We start from the raw sequence: 17,086 nt of genomic DNA on the forward strand, positions 1-17,086 counted from the left end.
CGGTGAGCAGCCGCCACACCTGAAGCTGTCACCGCCCCGTCGAACGCCCGGGCGCACCTGCCTGGGCGTTTTTGTTTGAAGAGATTGAAAAAGGAAATCGCCCGTATGTTGGACGCCACGCTTAAATCGCAACTCAAGGCCTACCTGGAGCGGGTCACCCAGCCGATCGAGATCGTCGCTTCCCTCGACGACGGCGCGAAGTCCCGCGAACTGCACGACCTGCTGGTGGAAATCGCCGGCCTGTCGAACCACATTACCCTGCGCGAGGACGGCACCGACGCCCGTCGTCCATCGTTCTCGCTCAACCGCCCCGGGGCCGATATCAGCCTGCGTTTCGCCGGCATCCCCATGGGCCATGAATTCACTTCCCTGGTGCTGGCCCTGCTGCAGGTCGGCGGCCACCCGTCCAAGGCCAGCGCAGAGGTGATCGAACAGATCCAGGCGCTCGAAGGTGAGTTCCTGTTCGAGACTTATTTCTCGCTGTCCTGCCAGAACTGCCCAGATGTGGTCCAGGCCCTGAACCTGATGGCGGTGCTCAACCCCAACGTGCGCCATGTCGCCATCGACGGCGCGCTGTTCCAGGACGAGGTCGAGGCACGCAAGGTCATGGCCGTGCCCAGCATCTACCTCAACGGCCAGGTCTTCGGCCAGGGCCGCATGGGCCTGGAGGAGATCCTTGGCAAGATCGACACCAATGCCGGTGCCCGTCAGGCCGAGAAGATCAACGCCAAGGACGCCTTCGACGTGCTGGTGGTCGGCGGTGGCCCCGCTGGCGCCTCCGCCGCCATCTACGCGGCGCGCAAGGGCATCCGCACCGGCGTTGCGGCCGAGCGCTTCGGCGGCCAGGTGCTCGACACCCTGGCCATCGAGAACTTCATCTCGGTGCAGGAGACCGAAGGGCCAAAGCTGGCTACCGCGCTGGAAGAGCACGTCAAGCAATATGACGTCGACATCATGAACCTGCAGCGCGGCGAAGCGCTCATCCCGGCCACCGATGGTGGCCTGCACGAAGTGCGCCTGGCCGGTGGTGCCTCGCTCAAGGCCAAGACCGTGATCCTGGCTACCGGTGCCCGTTGGCGCGAGATGAACGTGCCGGGCGAGCAGGAGTACCGCGCCCGTGGCGTGGCCTACTGCCCGCACTGCGACGGCCCGCTGTTCAAGGGCAAGCGCGTGGCGGTGATCGGCGGTGGCAACTCGGGCGTGGAAGCGGCCATCGACCTGGCCGGCATCGTCGCCCAGGTGACCCTGATCGAGTTCGACAGCCAGCTGCGCGCCGACGCGGTGCTGCAGCGCAAGCTGCACAGCCTGCCGAACGTCAAGGTGATCACCAGCGCACTGACCACCGAGGTGCTGGGGGATGGCGAGAAGGTCAACGGCCTGCGCTACAAGGACCGCACCAGCGACGAGCTGCATGAGCTGGCGCTGGAAGGCATCTTCGTGCAGATCGGCCTGCTGCCGAACACCGACTGGCTCAAGGGCACCGTCGAGCTGTCGCCGCGTGGCGAGATCATCGTCGATGCCAAGGGCCAGACCAACATCCCCGGCGTGTTCGCTGCCGGTGACGTGACCACGGTGCCCTACAAGCAGATCGTCATCGCCGTGGGCGAGGGCGCCAAGGCCTCCCTGGCAGCCTTCGATCACCTGATCCGGACCTCGGCACCGGCGTAAGCTTGTAGCGAACCCTTCGCGGCGGTCCGGCGCGAAGGGTTCGTCACGCATGGCTCAAGTCAATCAGGTTCACCGGGTGTCTATGCTTAATCAGACACTTTCGGGAATCTCATCCATGACCCTGATCAGCCGCGAACCCTGGTGGTTCGAGCCACCCAAGCCCGGGCAGAAGGAGCAGGACCTGCACTGGGGCTACCTGGAAATCTACGCCGACGGGCGCACCGTATTCGTCGACCAGCGCCCCAGCGACCGGGAGCTGGCCGAACGCAAGAGTTGCCGCAACTTCCCCGACCCCGAACAGCCCTGACTCAGCCTTCGAGCTGGGCCAGGCGTGCCTCCAGTGCGGCGATCCGCGCCTCCAGCGCCTCGATGCGCTCCTCCGACACGTTGCTGGCGCCACTGCGCTCGCCGCCACCCTGCTGGCGCGCGGCGAGGATCGCCTCGATCTCCGCCGGGTCGCCCAGGGCATGGGTGTAGCGGTCCTCGCGCTGGCCGGGCTGGCGTGGCAAGTGCAAGGCCAAGCCGCGCGACACCAGGCGTTCGAGCTGATGCTGGACCTGGTCGATGTCTTCGAAGTCGTGCAGGCGGTTGCTGCGGGTCAGCAGTTCGTTGAGGGTCTGTGGCCCGCGCAGGAACATCAGCCCCATCAACACCAACTGCGCCGGTACCAGTTCCAGGCCCTTGTCCACCCGCTGCTCCCAACGGTCGGCGCGGCTGCCCATCTGCAGGCGGGTCATGCCTTGCCCTTCCAGGGCGCGCAGCGCCTGGCCGACCTGGCCGGGGGAGAGGTTCATCACCGGTTCCCGGCTGGTCTTCTGGTTACAGGCCAGGACCAGGGCGTTGAGGGTCAGCGGGTAGGTTTCCGGGCTGGTGGCCTGCTTTTCGATCAGCGAACCGAGCACGCGGATCTCGATGCTGTTGAAGCGGCCTTCGCCTGCGGTTTCGTGTTCTGACATGGCCCTGTCTCATTGCGAGGAAAAGGCCACTAGCCTAGGTAAAGCGCTGGGCTTAATCAATCGGGGGCGCCGATCTCAAGAGCGGCGCGGGCTTTGGGGGAGCGCCGAACCGCCGCGAAGGGGCCGCACCGCTGACTCAAGCGCTACGCCGCTCCTGCGCCTGGCACGCCGCCGCGGTGAACAGCACGTCGGTGGAGGAGTTGAGCGCGGTTTCCGCCGAGTCCTGCAGTACGCCGATGATGAAACCGACCGCCACCACCTGCATGGCGATCTCGCTGGGGATGCCGAACAGGCTGCAGGCCAGCGGGATCAGCAGCAGCGAGCCACCGGCCACGCCCGAGGCGCCGCAGGCGCAGATCGCCGCCACCACGCTGAGCAGCACGGCGGTCGGCAGGTCCACGGGAATGCCCAGGGTGTGCACGGCAGCCAGGCTCAGCACGGTGATGGTGATGGCGGCGCCGGCCATGTTGATGGTCGCACCCAGCGGGATCGACACCGAATAGGTGTCCTCATGCAGGCCGAGTTTTTCCGACAGCGCCAGGTTGACCGGGATGTTGGCTGCCGAGCTGCGGGTGAAGAACGCCGTGATGCCGCTTTCGCGCAGGCACAGCAGCACCAGCGGATAGGGGTTGCGACGGATCTTCCAGAAGACGATCAGCGGGTTGACCACCAGGGCCACGAACAGCATGCAGCCGATCAGCACGGCCAGCAGGTGCAGGTAGCCGAGCAGGGCATCCAGGCCGGACTGGGCCAGGGTCGAGCTGACCAGGCCGAAGATGCCGAGCGGGGCGAAGCGGATCACCACGCGCACGATCAGGGTGACGCCGTTGGACAGGTCCTCGACCACGGTGCGGGTGGTCTGCCCAGCGTGGCGGATGGCCACGCCCAGGCCGATGGCCCAGGCCAGGATACCGATGAAGTTGGCATTGAGCAGGGCATTGACCGGGTTGTCGACGGCGCTCAATAGCAGGCCCTGGAGGACTTCGCCGATGCCGCCGGGGGCGCTGAGCGAGGCTTCGCCGGTGCTCAGCACCAGGTGCGAGGGGAACAGCATGCTGGCGACCACGGCCACCACCGCCGCGGCGAACGTGCCCAGCAGGTAGAGCCAGAGGATCGGGCGGATGTGGGTTTCCTGGCCGTGGCGGTGGTTGGCGATCGACGCCATGACCAGGATGAACACCAGCACCGGCGCCACGGCCTTGAGGGCGCTGACGAAGACCTTGCCGAGGAACGCAAGGTCACGGGCTGCGGCCGGGGCGAGCAGGGCCAGGACGATACCGGCCACCAGGCCGATGCAGATCTGCGTTACCAGGCCGGTGCGGTTGATGAGGCGGAGGACGGGGGTCATGTGCAGCAGAATCTCGTTCTTGTAAAAACCGGCCACTCTACCACAGGCCTTGGCTGACCGGTGCTGCATGGCCGTGGGGGGCTGCGCAAGGCGCCCTCATGACCCCGCCGAAGTCACCAATGAAACAATTCCCGCCGCGCCCCCTCGGTAATCGCCACGATCCCCGGGTGCTTCACCTTCCGCTCCACGGAAATGGCATAGAACGACTCGTGCACCGCCTCGGTCTGCCCGATCAGTTGCACGCCATACTGCCGGCACACTTCCTCGGCGATCACGCTGGGCGCGACGAAAATGCCACTGCCGGACTGGCCGAAGGCCTGCATCAGGGCGCTGTCGTCGAATTCGCCGACGATCCGCGGCTGCACCTGCTGCTCGGCCAGCCAGCGCAGCAGGCGGCTGCGCACCACGGTTTCCTGGCCGGGAACCAGCAGCGGTGCATCGTCCAGGCAAGCGGGAAACGGCCGGTCATGGCGGTGGGCCAGGGCAGGGGTGGCGAAGAAGCTAAGGCCGCATTCGCCGAGCTTCTGGCTGTAGCCCTTGATGTCCAGGTGGCTGGGCATCGGGCTGTCGGAAATCACCAGGTCCAGGCGCTGGATGGCCAGGTCGGCGAGCAGGCGTTCGAGCTTGTCTTCGCGGCAGTTGATGCGCAGCACGCTGTCCAGCTCCATGGTCGGCGCCAGCAGGCGATAGACGATGGACTTGGGGACCACGTCGGCCACGCCCACGCGGAACAGGATCTGCTCCTGGGGCCCGGCCCGCAGCATGGCTTCGAGCTCGCCGCCGATCTGGAACATCTGCTCGGCGTAGGCCAGGGCCTGGCGGCCGGTCTCGGTCAGCTCGAGCTGGCGGCCGACGCGCTGGAACAGCTCCAGGCCGTAGGTCTGCTCGAACAGGCTGATCTGGCCGCTGATGGTCTGCGGGGTCAGGTTCAACTGTTCGCTGGCGCGGGCGATGCTGCCGGTCCGGGCCACCACCCAGAAGTAATGAAGCTGGCGGTAATTGAGCATCCTGGATGTCCGATGTTCGTAAAATCCGAAGTATAACCGCCAAAAATACGAATTTTCCTGATGTATTGCGCTCTCTAGAATACGACCCCATCAGGGCGCCAGGGGCGCCAGCGTAATATCGACGAGCGAGGACTTCATGCTGCAACTCAAATCCATCGGCACCCCCTTGGTGCTGGTTCTGGCACTGTTCACCATGGCGGGCTGCGACCAGGCCGAGAAATCCGCCCAGCAGATGCTCGACCAGGCCGCCGAGTCGGCCAAGCAGGCCATCGACAAGACCAACGACGCTGCCCAGCAGGCCCTGAGCGAAGCGCTCGGCTCCCAGGGCGAAAAGCCCCAGGCCGATGAAGGCCAGCGCAAGACCCAGGACATCTGACCCAGACCCGACTTAGGATCGACCAATGGAATATTTGCTGGAACTCGCCGCAAGCCCTACCGCCTGGGTTGCCCTGGCCACCCTGGTGGCCATGGAAATCGTGCTGGGTATCGACAACCTGATCTTCATCTCCATCCTCACCAACAAGCTGCCCGAGGCCTACCGTTCCAAGGCGCGGCGCATCGGCATCAGCATGGCCCTGATCATGCGCCTGGCGCTGCTTTCCACCGTGGCCTGGATCGTCCAGCTGACCGAGCCTGTGATCGATGTCTTCGGCCAGAGCTTCTCCTGGAAGGACATGATCCTGATCGCCGGTGGCCTGTTCCTGTTGTGGAAGGCGACCAAGGAAATCCACGAGAACGTCGACCCGCGCGGCGCCAAGGAAGAAGCCAAGGCCGGTTCCACCGTGACCCTGGGCTTCGCCGCCGCCATCGGCCAGATCCTGCTGCTCGACATCGTCTTCTCGGTCGACAGCATCATCACTGCCGTGGGCATGACCGAGCACCTGCCGATCATGATCATCGCCGTGATCTGCGCTGTGGTGGTGATGCTGGTGGCCGCCGACCCGCTGGCCAAGTTCATCAACGACAACCCGACCGTGGTGATGCTGGCCCTGGGCTTCCTGATCATGATCGGCATGACCCTGATCGCCGAAGGCTTCGGTGCCCATGTGCCGAAAGGCTATGTGTATGCCGCGATGGCCTTCTCCACGGCGATCGAAGTGCTCAACATCCTGGCGCGCCGGGCGCGGGTGAAGCGCGAAGCCGCGCAAGGCTGAGGGCTGGGGCCTTGTATAGCGAAAGGGCTGCGTTGCAGCCCTGGGACTATCCGATCAATGCGCACCCGCATGCCGCCGGGCACGACGCACCGGCTGTGGCTTGGGCTGGGCTTGGGGGGGCAGGTGGTGATGGTGGGCGTGACGGCGCACGATGCGCAACACACCCCACAGCATGGCGGCTGCGACACTGAGCCACATACCTACCAGCATGAGGATTGCCATTGTCAGGCTCATGTGTGCCTCCTTCTCTCAGGCGGGCTGCGCTCGCCTTCCAGACACTGCTTTAGTCTAGCGCGTTGCCCGTGACGTTCCATTGACCGAAGGTCTATTCCCTTGGGCCGATTCGTTCCAAGCCGGTGCCGGGCTATACCCAAGCGCGTGCCCGGCCTATGATCGGTACCCATGGCCGGGCGCTGCCTGCCTGGCGTCGAACAAGCGAGTGTCCATGTTGCAAGATTCCTTCACCTCACGGGCCACGGGCCCGCGCCGCCTGCTGGCCGCGTGCCTGGTGATCGCCAGCCTGGCCGGATGCGCCGGCACGCCACCTCCCGCGCCCAAGGGCCTGCCGCAGCGGGTCGAGATCAGCAGCGTGCCGTTCTACCGCGGCAATGCCAATCACAGCGGTGCCATGGCCCTGGCGGCGGTCCTCTCGCAGCAGGGGGTGGGCATCACCCCGGGCCTGCTGGACAAGCCCTTGAACCTGCCACAAGGTGTCGACGCGCTGGAAACCGGCATTGCGAGGGTGGCGCGGGAGTACGGCATGGTCGTCTACCCGCTGGACAAGCGCCTGGACGCCCTGCTGGCCCAGGTGGCCGCAGGCAATCCCGTGCTGCTGCGTTACCAGGAGGGGGCGGCCTGGTGGAGCGAGCCGCGCTATGCGGTGTTGATCGGCTATGACAGCTACAAGCAGCGCGTGTTGCTGCGCTCAGGGATGCATCGTCGGCAACTGATGGCATTCGACGACTTCCAGGCGGCATGGGCGAAGGAGGGGCGTTGGGCGGTGCTGGTGCAGCCGCCACGGCAACTGCCGGCCCAGGTGGACCGACAGCGCTGGCTGCAGGCTGCCGACGAATTGGCCCGGGCGGGCCAGGAGATCGCGGCGAAGCAGGCGGTGCGCAGCCTGGGGCAGTGACTTTGCCTGTACCGGCCTATTCGCGCCGAACCGCCGCGAATAGGCCGGTACAGCCAGCAACTACCTCAACTGACGGGTACCGGCATGGCGGTACCCGCCAACCAGGGACTCAGATCCCCAGACGGTCGCGCAGGCTGTAGTACCAGGCGCCGAGGGCGCTGAACGGCACGCGCAGCAGCTGACCACCCGGGAACGGGTAGTGCGGCAGGCCGGCGAAGGCATCGAAACGCTCGGCCTGGCCGCGCAGGGCCTCGGCCAGCACCTTGCCCGCCAGGTGGGTGTAGGTGACACCATGGCCGGAGCAGCCCTGGGAGTAGTAGATGTTGTCGCCGATACGGCCGACCTGCGGCAGGCGCGACAGGGTCAGCAGGAAGTTGCCGGTCCAGGCATAGTCGATCTTGACGTTCTTCAGCTGCGGGAAGGCCTTGAGCATCTTCGGACGAATGATCGCCTCGATGTTCGCCGGGTCACGGGCGCCATAGACGACGCCGCCGCCGAAGATCAGGCGCTTGTCGCTGGTCAGGCGGTAGTAGTCGAGCAGGTAGTTGCAGTCCTCGACGCAGTAGTCCTGCGGCAGCAGGGTGCGCGCCAGGTCTTCGCCCAGCGGCTCGGTGGTGATCACCTGGGTGCCGCAGGGCATCGACTTGGCCGCCAGTTCCGGCACCAGGTTGCCCAGGTAGGCGTTGCCGGCGACGATGATGAACTTGGCGCGCACCTTGCCCTGCGGGGTGTGCACGACCGGGTTGGCGCCACGCTCGATGCGCACGGCCGGGGTCTGTTCGTAGATCACGCCGCCCAGCGACTCCACGGCGGCAGCTTCGCCCAGGGCCAGGTTCAGCGGGTGGATGTGGCCGCCGCTCATGTCCAGCATGCCGCCGACATAGTTGTCGCAGGCGACCACTTCACGGATACGCTTCTGGTCCATCAGCTCCAGCTGGGTATGGCCGAAGCGCTCCCACAGGCGTTTCTGCGACTCCAGGTGGCCCATCTGCTTGGCGCTGAGCGCGGCGAACACGCCGCCGTCCTTCAGGTCGCACTGAATGTTGTACTTGGCCACGCGCTCACGGATGATGCGGCCGCCTTCGAAGGCCATCTGGCCCAGCAGTTGCGCCTGCTTCGGGCCGACGGTGCGCTCGATCACGTCGATGTCGCGGCTGTAGCTGTTGACGATCTGGCCACCGTTGCGGCCCGACGCGCCGAAGCCGACCTTGGCAGCCTCGACGATGCTCACCTTGAAGCCGTTTTCCAGCAGGAACAGCGCGCTGGACAGGCCGGTGTAGCCGGCGCCGATGATGCAGATATCCGTCTCCACCTCACCCTGCAGCGCCGGACGTGGCGGCACCGGGTTGGCCGAGGCGGCGTAGTAGGACTGGGGGTAGGGGGTATTGGCCATGCTCGGGGAACCTCGTGTTTTATATTTTTAACGAATGTACCGATGCTATCAATAATAATAAACACCCGCTAGTCGTCTGTTGAAAATCCTTTACTCGGCCCTGGTGCTGGCTTCTGTCCAAATATTTTTTAGATTCAGTGGGTTAGAGTGAAAAAAACAGTTGACACCGATTTTGGAATGCGTAGAATGCGCCCTCATCGACAGGCACATAGCTCAGTTGGTTAGAGCACCACCTTGACATGGTGGGGGTCGTTGGTTCGAGTCCAATTGTGCCTACCAAACGAAAGTCCCGGTTTACGGGCATGAAGAAGGGCGATCCGCAAGGGTCGCCCTTCTTCGCTTTTGCAAAAGCCCACTGGATCTCGGCGACCCTGACGCAGGCCGCCGACGTCCATGCAAAAGCTGTCAGAGCACGTTCGCGGCACGTATCCTCGGGCCGCTGTGGGGCAACCTGGACAGCGCCACGGTGCAGCAGGCCAATGCCCGGCGCAGCTATGACGTGCAGCCGGTGAAGCTGGACAACCTCGATGAGCAGCAGCGCATCGCCGATGCGTTCTACCGCGAAGGCTTGCTGCCCAAGCCGGTGGATGCGCGAGCGGTATCTGTATTCGAGCCGCTGGGCGAATGATCGTCGCGGCGGGCTAGCCGGGCAGAGCGCGAATGCCAGGGGGCGTTCGCTACTCGGTCGCTTCAAAAGCCTTGTGGTACTCCACGATGCCTTCGGGGAGTTCACCGCCAAAAGACAAGGCTTGGAAGTACTCAGGCGCAACGCCAGGCAGCGTGAGGCCGGCGTGGGCTCGGAACCCGAAGCGGCCATAGTAGCCAGGGTCGCCCAGCACCACGCAGCCAGCCCCGCCAAGGCGCTGTAGTTGGGCAAGGGCGGCTTTCATCAAGGCCGAACCGATACCTTGCCCCTGGCGGCCCGGCTGCACGGAGATAGGCCCAAGGCCGTACCAGCCCGTTGCACCGGACGAGATCGTGACGGGTGAAAGGGCGACATGGCCAATGATCGCATCATGCTCTACCGCGACCAAGGAGACGGTCAGCTGGTTGGCGCGTCGCAGTGCATCGACAATGAATTGTTCGGTATGGCTTGAATGCTCCTCGTGCTCGAACGCCGTCTCGGTCAGTTGGGCGATGGCGCTGATGTCTTGGGGGTGTTCAGGGCGGATGGTCGTGTTCATGCTGATGTTTTCTCTGGTGTCCTTGTCGATGATGCTGCGAAGCACCTCGAATAGAGGGGCGGCATCGGTGTATTTCCTGCCATAGGCCAGATTGAATGCGTAATCGAAGCCAGTTGGGTTCTTGCCCTGGTTGTGCTGCAGGAGGGTCTCCAGCTTGTCTAGCGCCTTGACGGCTTTTGCTTCTGGCGATCGTGCATGTTCATAGTCATCCCAGAGCGCCAGTATCTCGGCTTGCAGCGTTTCATCCAGTGCCTGGGTCAAGAGCAGAAGATCATTTCGCTCTTGCTGGTTCTTGTTGGGAAACGCGTGTTGGCTGACGGCGGGAATGTCGCCGTTGATGGCCTCGCCCAAGTCGTGAATCACGCACATCTTGAGCATTTTCAGCGTATCGAGGCCGCTTAGCTGCGCCTCGAAAACAATGGCCATCAGGCAAAGGCGCCAACTGTGCTCGGCCGTGCTTTCGGTGCGCCCGGAGGAGGTGTGTGCGCTTCTGAGCACGTCCTTGAGCTTTTCCGCCTCGCGCAGGAATGCAAGGCGCCCTTTGAGTTTCTCGATGTCCATAGACCCCTCTGATTTCGTCGGTGAACAGCATGCCGTTCACCTTGATGAGGCCAGCCTAGATCCGAAGGTGTTCAGCGTCCACGCATAAAATATGCGAGCAAAGGGGAGGGCGATCCGTCAGAGCGTCTCTACCAGGCGCGCGGCCGTTCCATCCGAGAGGGGGATGCGTGTCCAGCGACAGAGGCTCTGGCTGATCGGCACGAGGGACGAGTCGTTGTTGCCGGTTGTGAACTCCAGCGCTGGCGGTGCGAGGGCTTCCCGCCACCCCGATTCATCCAGCGCGAACTCCTTGCTGACGATCTCTGGCGTAGCGAAGCGCCACAGCGAACGACCCAGCAGGTCGCTGAGCGGGCTGGCGAACTGGGCGGCGCGCGAAGGGGAGCAGGCCAGCAAGCGATGCGTCAGGTCGCAAATGAGGTGAACGGGCCGTGAGCTTTCCCTGACCAGCCGGGCCAACGCTTGATCGGCGGCTGCATCGAGGCGCGCGGCCAGCAGTCGTTCAAGCTTTTCGTGTGCGAGGGGATCCATGGCCTGTACGCCGCTTTCCCAGCGCGAGATGGTCGACTGAGTGACGTTGAACAACGCCGCGGCATGGGATTGCTTGACGCGGTGCAGTAGGCGCCATCGCCTGAGCGCAATGCCGGGCAATGCTGGTTTTAGCGACAGGTCAGGCATCTTGGCGTCCGGGGACGTGGCGGGCTGGCCAGTGTGATTTAGGCAAGACCAGCCTGCAAGTTGGTTCGATAAACGGGAGTCAGGTGGGAGGTGCTCGCCGTGCAGACATTGTGCCTTTAGAGAGCCTTGATCCCCTATCCTGGTCATTGTTGTCGCAAGAAAGAAACCGTAGCCATGCCCAGCAACGCGTCGAGAGGGGCATGCTTTGGCCCTAGAACAACTCCCTTTATAAGGGGGCCAGTCAGTGCGCTAGCCGTGCCCCGTTCGCAGCCGTGTGCCAATTGGCACTACGCCACGGACATCCGCGCCGTGAGGTTCTGTTGCATGTAGTCGAGGAACCGGCGCTGAAACAGCATCGTATGCTCATGCGCAGCGGCTTCCGCCGCATCCGGATCACGGGCGGCGATGGCATCGATGATCTCGTCATGGTCACGACCCAGCCGGTGGGTGCTCGCCGAGCTGACCACGTGATCGAAGTGCAGGTGCAACAGGCGTTGCCCTTCACTCAGCAAGCGCTCGTAGTAGTTGATGAAGTACGGATTTCGGCCGGCCTGGGCGATCGCCAGGTGGAAGGCCTTGTTCAGCTCGGACATGGTCTGGAAGTCGCCATCCGTTACGGCCTTGAGGTAGGCCGCGTCGGCCTGGCGGATGGCCTCGAGGTCTTCGGCGCGGTGCTGGGTCGCGGCCAGGCGAGTCACCGCACGCTGCATCAGGTCCAGCGCCGAGATGTAGTTGGGGAATTCCTCAATCTCGAACGGGGTCACCAAGGTGGTGCGGTTGGGAAGGATGACCACCAGCCCTTCGGTAATCAGCCGTGCCAGGGCATCGCGCACCGGTGAGCGCGACAGGCCGAACTGGGCGGCGAGCGACACTTCATCCAATTGCACGCCGGGCTTGAGCTTCAACGTCAGGATCTGCTTGCGCAGTTCTTCATATATGTAGCGGCCGCTGTGACGACGGGGGCCGCCTTCGAGGTCGTTGTCTTTTGCCATCATCGGTTCTCGGTTGGACCGCGCCATGGTCGCGTGCGGCCTTCGTTATCTTGCCGTGCTTGTCGACGGTGTAGCCGGCAGCATGCTGCGGGGATGGCGGCTGCGTCAAACATGCCTGGCGGGTGTCGAGCAGTAGGAGCAGGAACGCACCGTGCTCCGCCTGCCTACCAGGAGCACGGTGCGCATGGGCTACTGGTCCAGGCCCACCCCCCAGGTATCGCTGAGCATGAACCCCGCCGCCAGCGGATCGTCAGGGTCCACACCGATCTGCTGGAGGCCATAGAGCCAGGCCCGCCCGGTTACCCGAGGCAGCACCGCGGGGCGGCCCGCCACCTCGGTATGGCCCAGCAGCGTGACCTGGAACTGCCCGCCGATGGTCGAGCGTGACACCAACTGGTCACCCGCCTGCACCAGCCCCCGCGCCGCCAGCGTGGCGAGGTTGGCGGAACTGCCGGTCCCGCAGGGCGAGCGGTCGACCCGCCCCGGGGGCAGGGTGGTGCAGGTCTGGTAGGTGCGGTCGTCCAGCCGATGACGGAACATCACGTAGGCCACTTCGTTGACCGAAGACAGCAGCGGGTGCTGGATCGCCAGTTGGCGGTTGATCACAGTCTTCAGCGCCACCCCGGCATCGGCCAGGGCGCGGGCATGTTCAGGGGCGATCGACAAACCGGTCTGCTCGACATCGACCAGGGCGTAGTACACGCCACCAAAAGCCACGTCGACCTTGAGCGTGCCGAACGCTTCGGTCTCGATGGCCAGGTCGAGGTGCTCCACGAACGCAGGCACCATGTCCAGTGAGACGCTCAGGCAACGGCCATCCGCGCATTGGGCGCGGGCGGTCACCAGACCGGCCGGGGTGTCGAGGACCACGGTGGTTTCCGGCTCCTGCATCGGCACCATGCCCAGCTCGAGCAGGGCGGTGACGACGCAGATGCAGTTGCTGCCGGACATCGGGTGCGCCTTGTCGGCCTGCAGCACGATGAAAGCGGCATGGGCCTCGGGGCGGGTGGGCGGTAGCAGCAGGTTCACCGACATCTGTAGGCAGCCGCGCGGCTCCAGAGTCACCAGGCGGCGCAGGCTGTCATCGACCTCGTTGATGTAGTTCATCTTGTCGAGCAGGGTGGCGCCCGGGATACCCAGGACGCCGCCAGTGATGACTTTGCCGATTTCGCCCTCGCAGTGCACTTCGGCCAGTTGCAGGGTCTGTTTCCAACGCATGGGTGTTACCTCACTTGATGTACCAGCCCCAGGGCTGTTCGCTGTCGTAGCGCGTGATCTGCTTGGTTTCCAGGTAGTTGTTCAGGCCCCACTCGCCCAGCTCGCGGCCGATGCCGCTCTGCTTGTAGCCGCCCCATGGGGCCTCGGTGAAGGTCGGCTGCGAGCAGTTGATCCAGACAATACCTGCACGGAAGCGACGGGCGACACGTTCACAGCGCTCCAGGTCCTTGGACATCACCGCGGCACCGAGGCCGAAGCGCGAATGGTTGGCCGAGCTGATGGCCTCTTCTTCAGTATCGAACGGGCGAATGCATACCACCGGGCCGAAGATTTCTTCGTTCCAGATCCAGCTGTCTTCCGGTACATCGGCGAAGATGGTCGGCTGCAGGTAGAACCCCTTGTCCAGGTGCGCCGGACGCTCGCCACCCGATACCAGGCGGGCGCCTTCTTCCAGGCCGCGGGCTATCGCCTGCAGGGTGTTGTCGTACTGGCTGCGGTTGACCAATGGGCCGAGCAGCACGCCTTCTTCCATGCCATTGCCGATCTTGATCTTGCGCGCCTCCTCGGCAAGGCGGGCCAGCAGCGGCTCGTACGCGGAGCGTTGCACCAACACGCGCGAGGTGGCGGAGCAGACTTCGCCCTTGTTCCAGAAGATCCCGAACAGGATCCACTCCACGGCGGCTTCGATGTCGCTGTCGGCGAAGATCACGAAGGGCGACTTGCCGCCCAGCTCCAGGGTGACGTTCTTGATGTCCTGGGCCGCGGCTTGCATGATGCGGCTGCCCACCGGGACGCTGCCGGTGAACGCCAGCTTGTCCACGCCAGGGTGGGCGGTCAGCGCGGCGCCGACCGTGGACCCGGAACCGGTGACGATGTTCAGCACACCTGCCGGCAGACCGGCTTCATCGGCGATACGGGCCAGCTCCAGCGCCGTCAGCGAGGTTTGCTCGGAAGGCTTGAGAATGATGCAGCACCCTGCGGCCAAGGCCGGGGCGACTTTCCAGGCGGCCATCAGCATCGGGAAGTTCCACGGCACGATGGCCCCGGCAACACCGATCGGCTCCTTGCGCGCCACCGAGCTGAAGCGCTCGTCCGACAGCGCGACAGGTTTTTCACGCTGGGCATCGAGCGCTTCGGCCATGTTGGCGTAGAAGTCGAAGCAGCCTGCGGTATCGCCGATGTCCCACATGGCCTCGGGGAACGGTTTGCCATTGTCGCGAACCTCCAGGGTTGCCAGCTCTTGCTGGCGCGCGCGAATCCCATCGGCGATCTTGCGCAGGTAACGGCCGCGCTCTGCGCCGCTCATGCGCGGCCAGGGGCCCTCGTCGAAAGCGGCACGGGCCGCCTTCACCGCGGCGTCCACGTCTGCGGCGCAACCGGCTGCCACCGTGGTGATCAGGCTCTCGTCACTCGGGTCGAAGGTCTCGAAACTATCGCCATTGACGGGGCTGACCCATTGGCCGTTGATGTAGAACTGGTCGTAGCGGTTCATGCGTTTCCTCCAAGGACGGCGAAGCGTCGGGCACTGAATGCAGAGAGATCCTGGGTTGGGCTGCGTTGGGCAGCGAGGTCGCTCACCAGGCGGCCGGTGGTAGCGCCGAGGGTGAGGCCGAGCTGGCCGTGACCGAAGGCCAAAAGGGCGTTCTTCAGCCGTGGCGAGCGGTCGATCACAGGTTTGGTATCGGGCAGGAACGGGCGGTAGCCGACACCGAACTCCATGCCTTGGGTGTTCAATTGCGGCAGGACGCGGCGGGCCTTTTCCATGATGATTTCGGCACGCTTGAAATTGGGCTCGGCATCGGCGCCGGCGAACTCGAGGGTGCCGCCGATCTGCAGGCCGCGGGTCATGGGGGCGAAGCAGAAGCCGCCGTCGGCGTAGATCACCGAATGGCGAAATTCCACGTCGGGTCGTGGCAGCACCGCCTGATAGCCGGCGATACCCGCCAGCGGAATGTTCACGCCGAGGGTGTCGAAGAATGCCCGCGCACCAGTGCCTGCGGCCACTACCAGCAAGCCGGCGGGTACGCGACTGCCGTCGGCCAGGGTCACGCCAGTCGCCTGGTCGAGGTTTTCATCGATTTTCACCACCCGCTGGCGCACGCGCCTGCCGCCCTGGGCAATGAAGCTTTCGGTCAGGGCGGCGATGAAGCCTTCGGTGTCGTTCACCGCACGCCAGTCAGGGAACATCAGGCCATGTTGGAACTTGCCAGCCAGGGCCGGCTCCAGGTCAGCGATCTGCGCGCCGTCGAGCTCCTCGGAACGAAAGCCCAACTGCTTGCGCAAGGCCAGGTGGGGGCGCTCGTGGGCCAGGCCGGCAGGGGAGTCGAACACCTCGATAATCGGCCGGTCGCCAAGCAGAGCCTTGTCCGGGCAGGCATCGAGTAGAGGGGCATAGTCTTCATAGACATGCTGGGTCAGGCGCGCCATGTCCTGGGCGATCTCATGGATCTTCGACGGGCGGGCACAGGCCAGGAAACGCATGAACCAGGGCAGGATCCCCGGCAGCGCGCTGGGGCGCAGGGCCAGCGGGCCTTTCTGGTCCAGCAGCCAGCCAGGGATCTTCATCAGGATGCCAGGCTTGGACAACGGGATGACTTCGCTGACCGCCATCTGGCCACAGCTCCATTTCGCGGTGCTGTCGCCGGGCGCGGCAGGGTCGACCAGGGTGACCCGGTGGCCGTCGCGCTGCAGGTACAGCGCGCAGCATACGCCGACAATGCCGCCACCGATGACCACGGCCTGTTGCGATGACGTTTGCGGGTTGTTCATGAGAGGCGTGCTCTTCAAAAGGTGGTGGGGTTCCTGTGGGGGCGGGCTCGTCCCGCACACAAGGGCATGGCCCTTGCCATATACCGGTGTCGTCAGGGGCCGGCCTATTCGCGGGCAGGCCCGCTCCCACAGGGGGAGTGCATCAGGCTTGCGACGCCTCGTACGCCTTGCGGAACTCGGCTTTTTCTTCGTCGGTCAACGGCAGCAGCGGTGCCCGTGCGTTGCCTACCTTGAAGCCGGACAGCTCGGCGCCGTACTTGACCTTCTGTACGAACTTGCCGCTTTCCAGGTTGGCCATGGCCGGGAACAGGCTGCGCATGACTTGCTGGGCACCGCGGATATCGCCGCTGGTGAACGCCTTGTGGAAGGCGACGACCTTCTCCGGGAAAATGTTCGCCGGGCCGCAGATCCAGCTGTCGGCGCCCCACAGGTAGAAGTCCAGGGCCTGGTCGTCCGAGCCGCAGGACAGCTGGATGCCCTTGTATTTCTCGCCGATCTCGATGGCGCGCAGCAGGTTGCCGCTGCTTTCCTTGATGCCGATGACGCGCGGGTGCTCATGCAGCGCGGCGACCACGTCCAGGCCGACTTCGACGTTGGTACGGATCGGGTAGTTGTACAGCACCACGTTGATCTCGGGGAAGGTTTCGAGAATGGTGTTGTAGTGGGCCAGCAGTTCCTCCTGGGAGGGCAGGGCGTAGTAGGGCGGCGCGATCAGCAGGTGGGTGTAGCCCGCCTCGACGGTCTGCCTGACCTGCTCCAGCACCTCGCGGGTGCAGGCGCCGTTGGCGCCGGCGATCAGGGTGCCACGGTCACCGACCACTTCCTTCACCGTGGCCAGCACCTGGCGGCGTTCTTCGTTGGTCAGCGCATAGTATTCGCCGGTGGAGCCCAGCGGCACGAAACCGCTGACGCCCGCGGCCAGTTGATGTTCGAGGATCGAGGCCAAGGTGTCGTGATCGACCTTGCCAGCGGCATCGAATGGGGTGACCAGGGCAGGCAGGATGCCATTGAGTTTCATGGTGAAGTCTC

General features: G+C 64.6%; 16 protein-coding genes, 1 tRNA gene and 3 pseudogenes. 7 read left to right on the forward strand and 13 right to left on the reverse strand.

Annotated elements, in window-relative coordinates:
* The first annotated feature begins 105 nt into the window (after positions 1-105).
* Together ahpF and ABFA30_RS00330 are read left to right on the forward strand one after the other, a co-directional pair.
* Positions 106-1,668 carry an alkyl hydroperoxide reductase subunit F gene (gene ahpF, locus ABFA30_RS00325; RefSeq protein WP_225790637.1) on the forward strand — a complete coding sequence of 521 codons (1,563 nt, stop codon included), beginning with the start codon at positions 106-108 and terminating at the stop codon, positions 1,666-1,668.
* A gap of 115 nt (positions 1,669-1,783) precedes the next feature.
* Entirely contained in the window at positions 1,784-1,975 is a 192-nt protein-coding gene (locus ABFA30_RS00330) for a hypothetical protein (RefSeq protein ID WP_225790638.1), read from the forward strand.
* A gap of 1 nt (position 1,976) precedes the next feature.
* Here ABFA30_RS00330 and ABFA30_RS00335 read toward each other — a convergent pair whose 3' ends face one another.
* From ABFA30_RS00335 to nhaR, 3 genes are all read right to left on the reverse strand, one after another.
* On the reverse strand, positions 1,977-2,624 hold the full coding sequence (locus tag ABFA30_RS00335) for a YceH family protein (protein ID WP_253081192.1): 648 nt from the start codon (positions 2,622-2,624) through the stop codon (positions 1,977-1,979).
* A 136-nt stretch (positions 2,625-2,760) separates the two neighbouring features.
* The gene (gene sstT / locus ABFA30_RS00340) at positions 2,761-3,972 is read right to left on the reverse strand and encodes a serine/threonine transporter SstT (RefSeq protein ID WP_410045034.1); all 1,212 of its coding nucleotides are present in this window, start codon (positions 3,970-3,972) and stop codon (positions 2,761-2,763) included.
* Between the two features lie 113 nt (positions 3,973-4,085).
* Positions 4,086-4,979 carry a transcriptional activator NhaR gene (gene nhaR / locus ABFA30_RS00345; RefSeq protein WP_225790641.1) on the reverse strand — a complete coding sequence of 298 codons (894 nt, stop codon included), beginning with the start codon at positions 4,977-4,979 and terminating at the stop codon, positions 4,086-4,088.
* Between the two features lie 136 nt (positions 4,980-5,115).
* On the opposite strand from nhaR, the gene ABFA30_RS00350 reads away from it, so the two are divergent.
* Both ABFA30_RS00350 and ABFA30_RS00355 read left to right on the forward strand, forming a co-directional pair.
* On the forward strand, positions 5,116-5,355 hold the full coding sequence (locus tag ABFA30_RS00350; RefSeq protein ID WP_225790642.1) for a hypothetical protein: 240 nt from the start codon (positions 5,116-5,118) through the stop codon (positions 5,353-5,355).
* 25 nt (positions 5,356-5,380) lie between these two features.
* Entirely contained in the window at positions 5,381-6,133 is a 753-nt protein-coding gene (locus ABFA30_RS00355) for a TerC family protein (RefSeq protein ID WP_225790643.1), read from the forward strand.
* Between the two features lie 54 nt (positions 6,134-6,187).
* Here ABFA30_RS00355 and ABFA30_RS00360 read toward each other — a convergent pair whose 3' ends face one another.
* The gene (locus ABFA30_RS00360; RefSeq protein ID WP_225790644.1) at positions 6,188-6,367 is read right to left on the reverse strand and encodes a hypothetical protein; all 180 of its coding nucleotides are present in this window, start codon (positions 6,365-6,367) and stop codon (positions 6,188-6,190) included.
* A 155-nt stretch (positions 6,368-6,522) separates the two neighbouring features.
* Here ABFA30_RS00360 and ABFA30_RS00365 point away from each other — a divergent pair.
* Positions 6,523-7,265, forward strand: a pseudogene (locus ABFA30_RS00365) (peptidase C39 family protein).
* 109 nt (positions 7,266-7,374) lie between these two features.
* On the opposite strand, the gene ABFA30_RS00370 reads toward ABFA30_RS00365, so the two are convergent.
* Complete coding sequence (locus tag ABFA30_RS00370) at positions 7,375-8,658, reverse strand: NAD(P)/FAD-dependent oxidoreductase (protein WP_225790645.1); 1,284 nt, start codon at positions 8,656-8,658, stop codon at positions 7,375-7,377.
* 202 nt (positions 8,659-8,860) lie between these two features.
* Between ABFA30_RS00370 and ABFA30_RS00375 the strand changes: the two genes are divergently transcribed.
* A tRNA-Val gene (locus ABFA30_RS00375) sits at positions 8,861-8,937 on the forward strand.
* 139 nt (positions 8,938-9,076) lie between these two features.
* Positions 9,077-9,286, forward strand: a pseudogene (locus tag ABFA30_RS00380) (ABC transporter substrate-binding protein); the annotation flags it as partial.
* Positions 9,287-9,335: 49 nt separating this feature from the next.
* On the opposite strand, the gene ABFA30_RS00385 reads toward ABFA30_RS00380, so the two are convergent.
* The 8 genes and pseudogenes from ABFA30_RS00385 to ABFA30_RS00420 form a co-directional block, all read right to left on the reverse strand.
* Positions 9,336-9,842, reverse strand: coding sequence for a GNAT family N-acetyltransferase (locus ABFA30_RS00385; RefSeq protein WP_410046020.1), 507 nt, complete (start codon positions 9,840-9,842; stop codon positions 9,336-9,338).
* A gap of 3 nt (positions 9,843-9,845) precedes the next feature.
* A pseudogene (locus ABFA30_RS00390) lies at positions 9,846-10,403 on the reverse strand (HD domain-containing protein); the annotation flags it as partial.
* Positions 10,404-10,520: 117 nt separating this feature from the next.
* Positions 10,521-11,078 carry a helix-turn-helix domain-containing protein gene (locus tag ABFA30_RS00395; RefSeq protein WP_225790647.1) on the reverse strand — a complete coding sequence of 186 codons (558 nt, stop codon included), beginning with the start codon at positions 11,076-11,078 and terminating at the stop codon, positions 10,521-10,523.
* 287 nt (positions 11,079-11,365) lie between these two features.
* On the reverse strand, positions 11,366-12,070 hold the full coding sequence (locus tag ABFA30_RS00400) for a GntR family transcriptional regulator (protein ID WP_253081193.1): 705 nt from the start codon (positions 12,068-12,070) through the stop codon (positions 11,366-11,368).
* Between the two features lie 189 nt (positions 12,071-12,259).
* On the reverse strand, positions 12,260-13,288 hold the full coding sequence (locus tag ABFA30_RS00405; RefSeq protein ID WP_410045035.1) for a proline racemase family protein: 1,029 nt from the start codon (positions 13,286-13,288) through the stop codon (positions 12,260-12,262).
* A gap of 10 nt (positions 13,289-13,298) precedes the next feature.
* Positions 13,299-14,780 (reverse strand): aldehyde dehydrogenase family protein, encoded by a 1,482-nt coding sequence (locus ABFA30_RS00410; RefSeq protein WP_225790650.1) that lies wholly within the window; start codon positions 14,778-14,780, stop codon positions 13,299-13,301.
* A complete protein-coding gene (locus ABFA30_RS00415) occupies positions 14,777-16,057 on the reverse strand; it encodes an NAD(P)/FAD-dependent oxidoreductase (protein ID WP_253081195.1) in 1,281 nt (426 codons plus the stop codon). The genes ABFA30_RS00410 and ABFA30_RS00415 overlap by 4 nt, the downstream gene beginning before the upstream one ends.
* A gap of 142 nt (positions 16,058-16,199) precedes the next feature.
* A complete protein-coding gene (locus ABFA30_RS00420) occupies positions 16,200-17,075 on the reverse strand; it encodes a dihydrodipicolinate synthase family protein (protein WP_225790652.1) in 876 nt (291 codons plus the stop codon).
* Between the last annotated feature and the right edge of the window lie 11 nt (positions 17,076-17,086).

This window comes from Pseudomonas sp. HLMP, assembly GCF_046365545.1.
GTDB lineage: Bacteria > Pseudomonadota > Gammaproteobacteria > Pseudomonadales > Pseudomonadaceae > Aquipseudomonas > Aquipseudomonas guariconensis_B.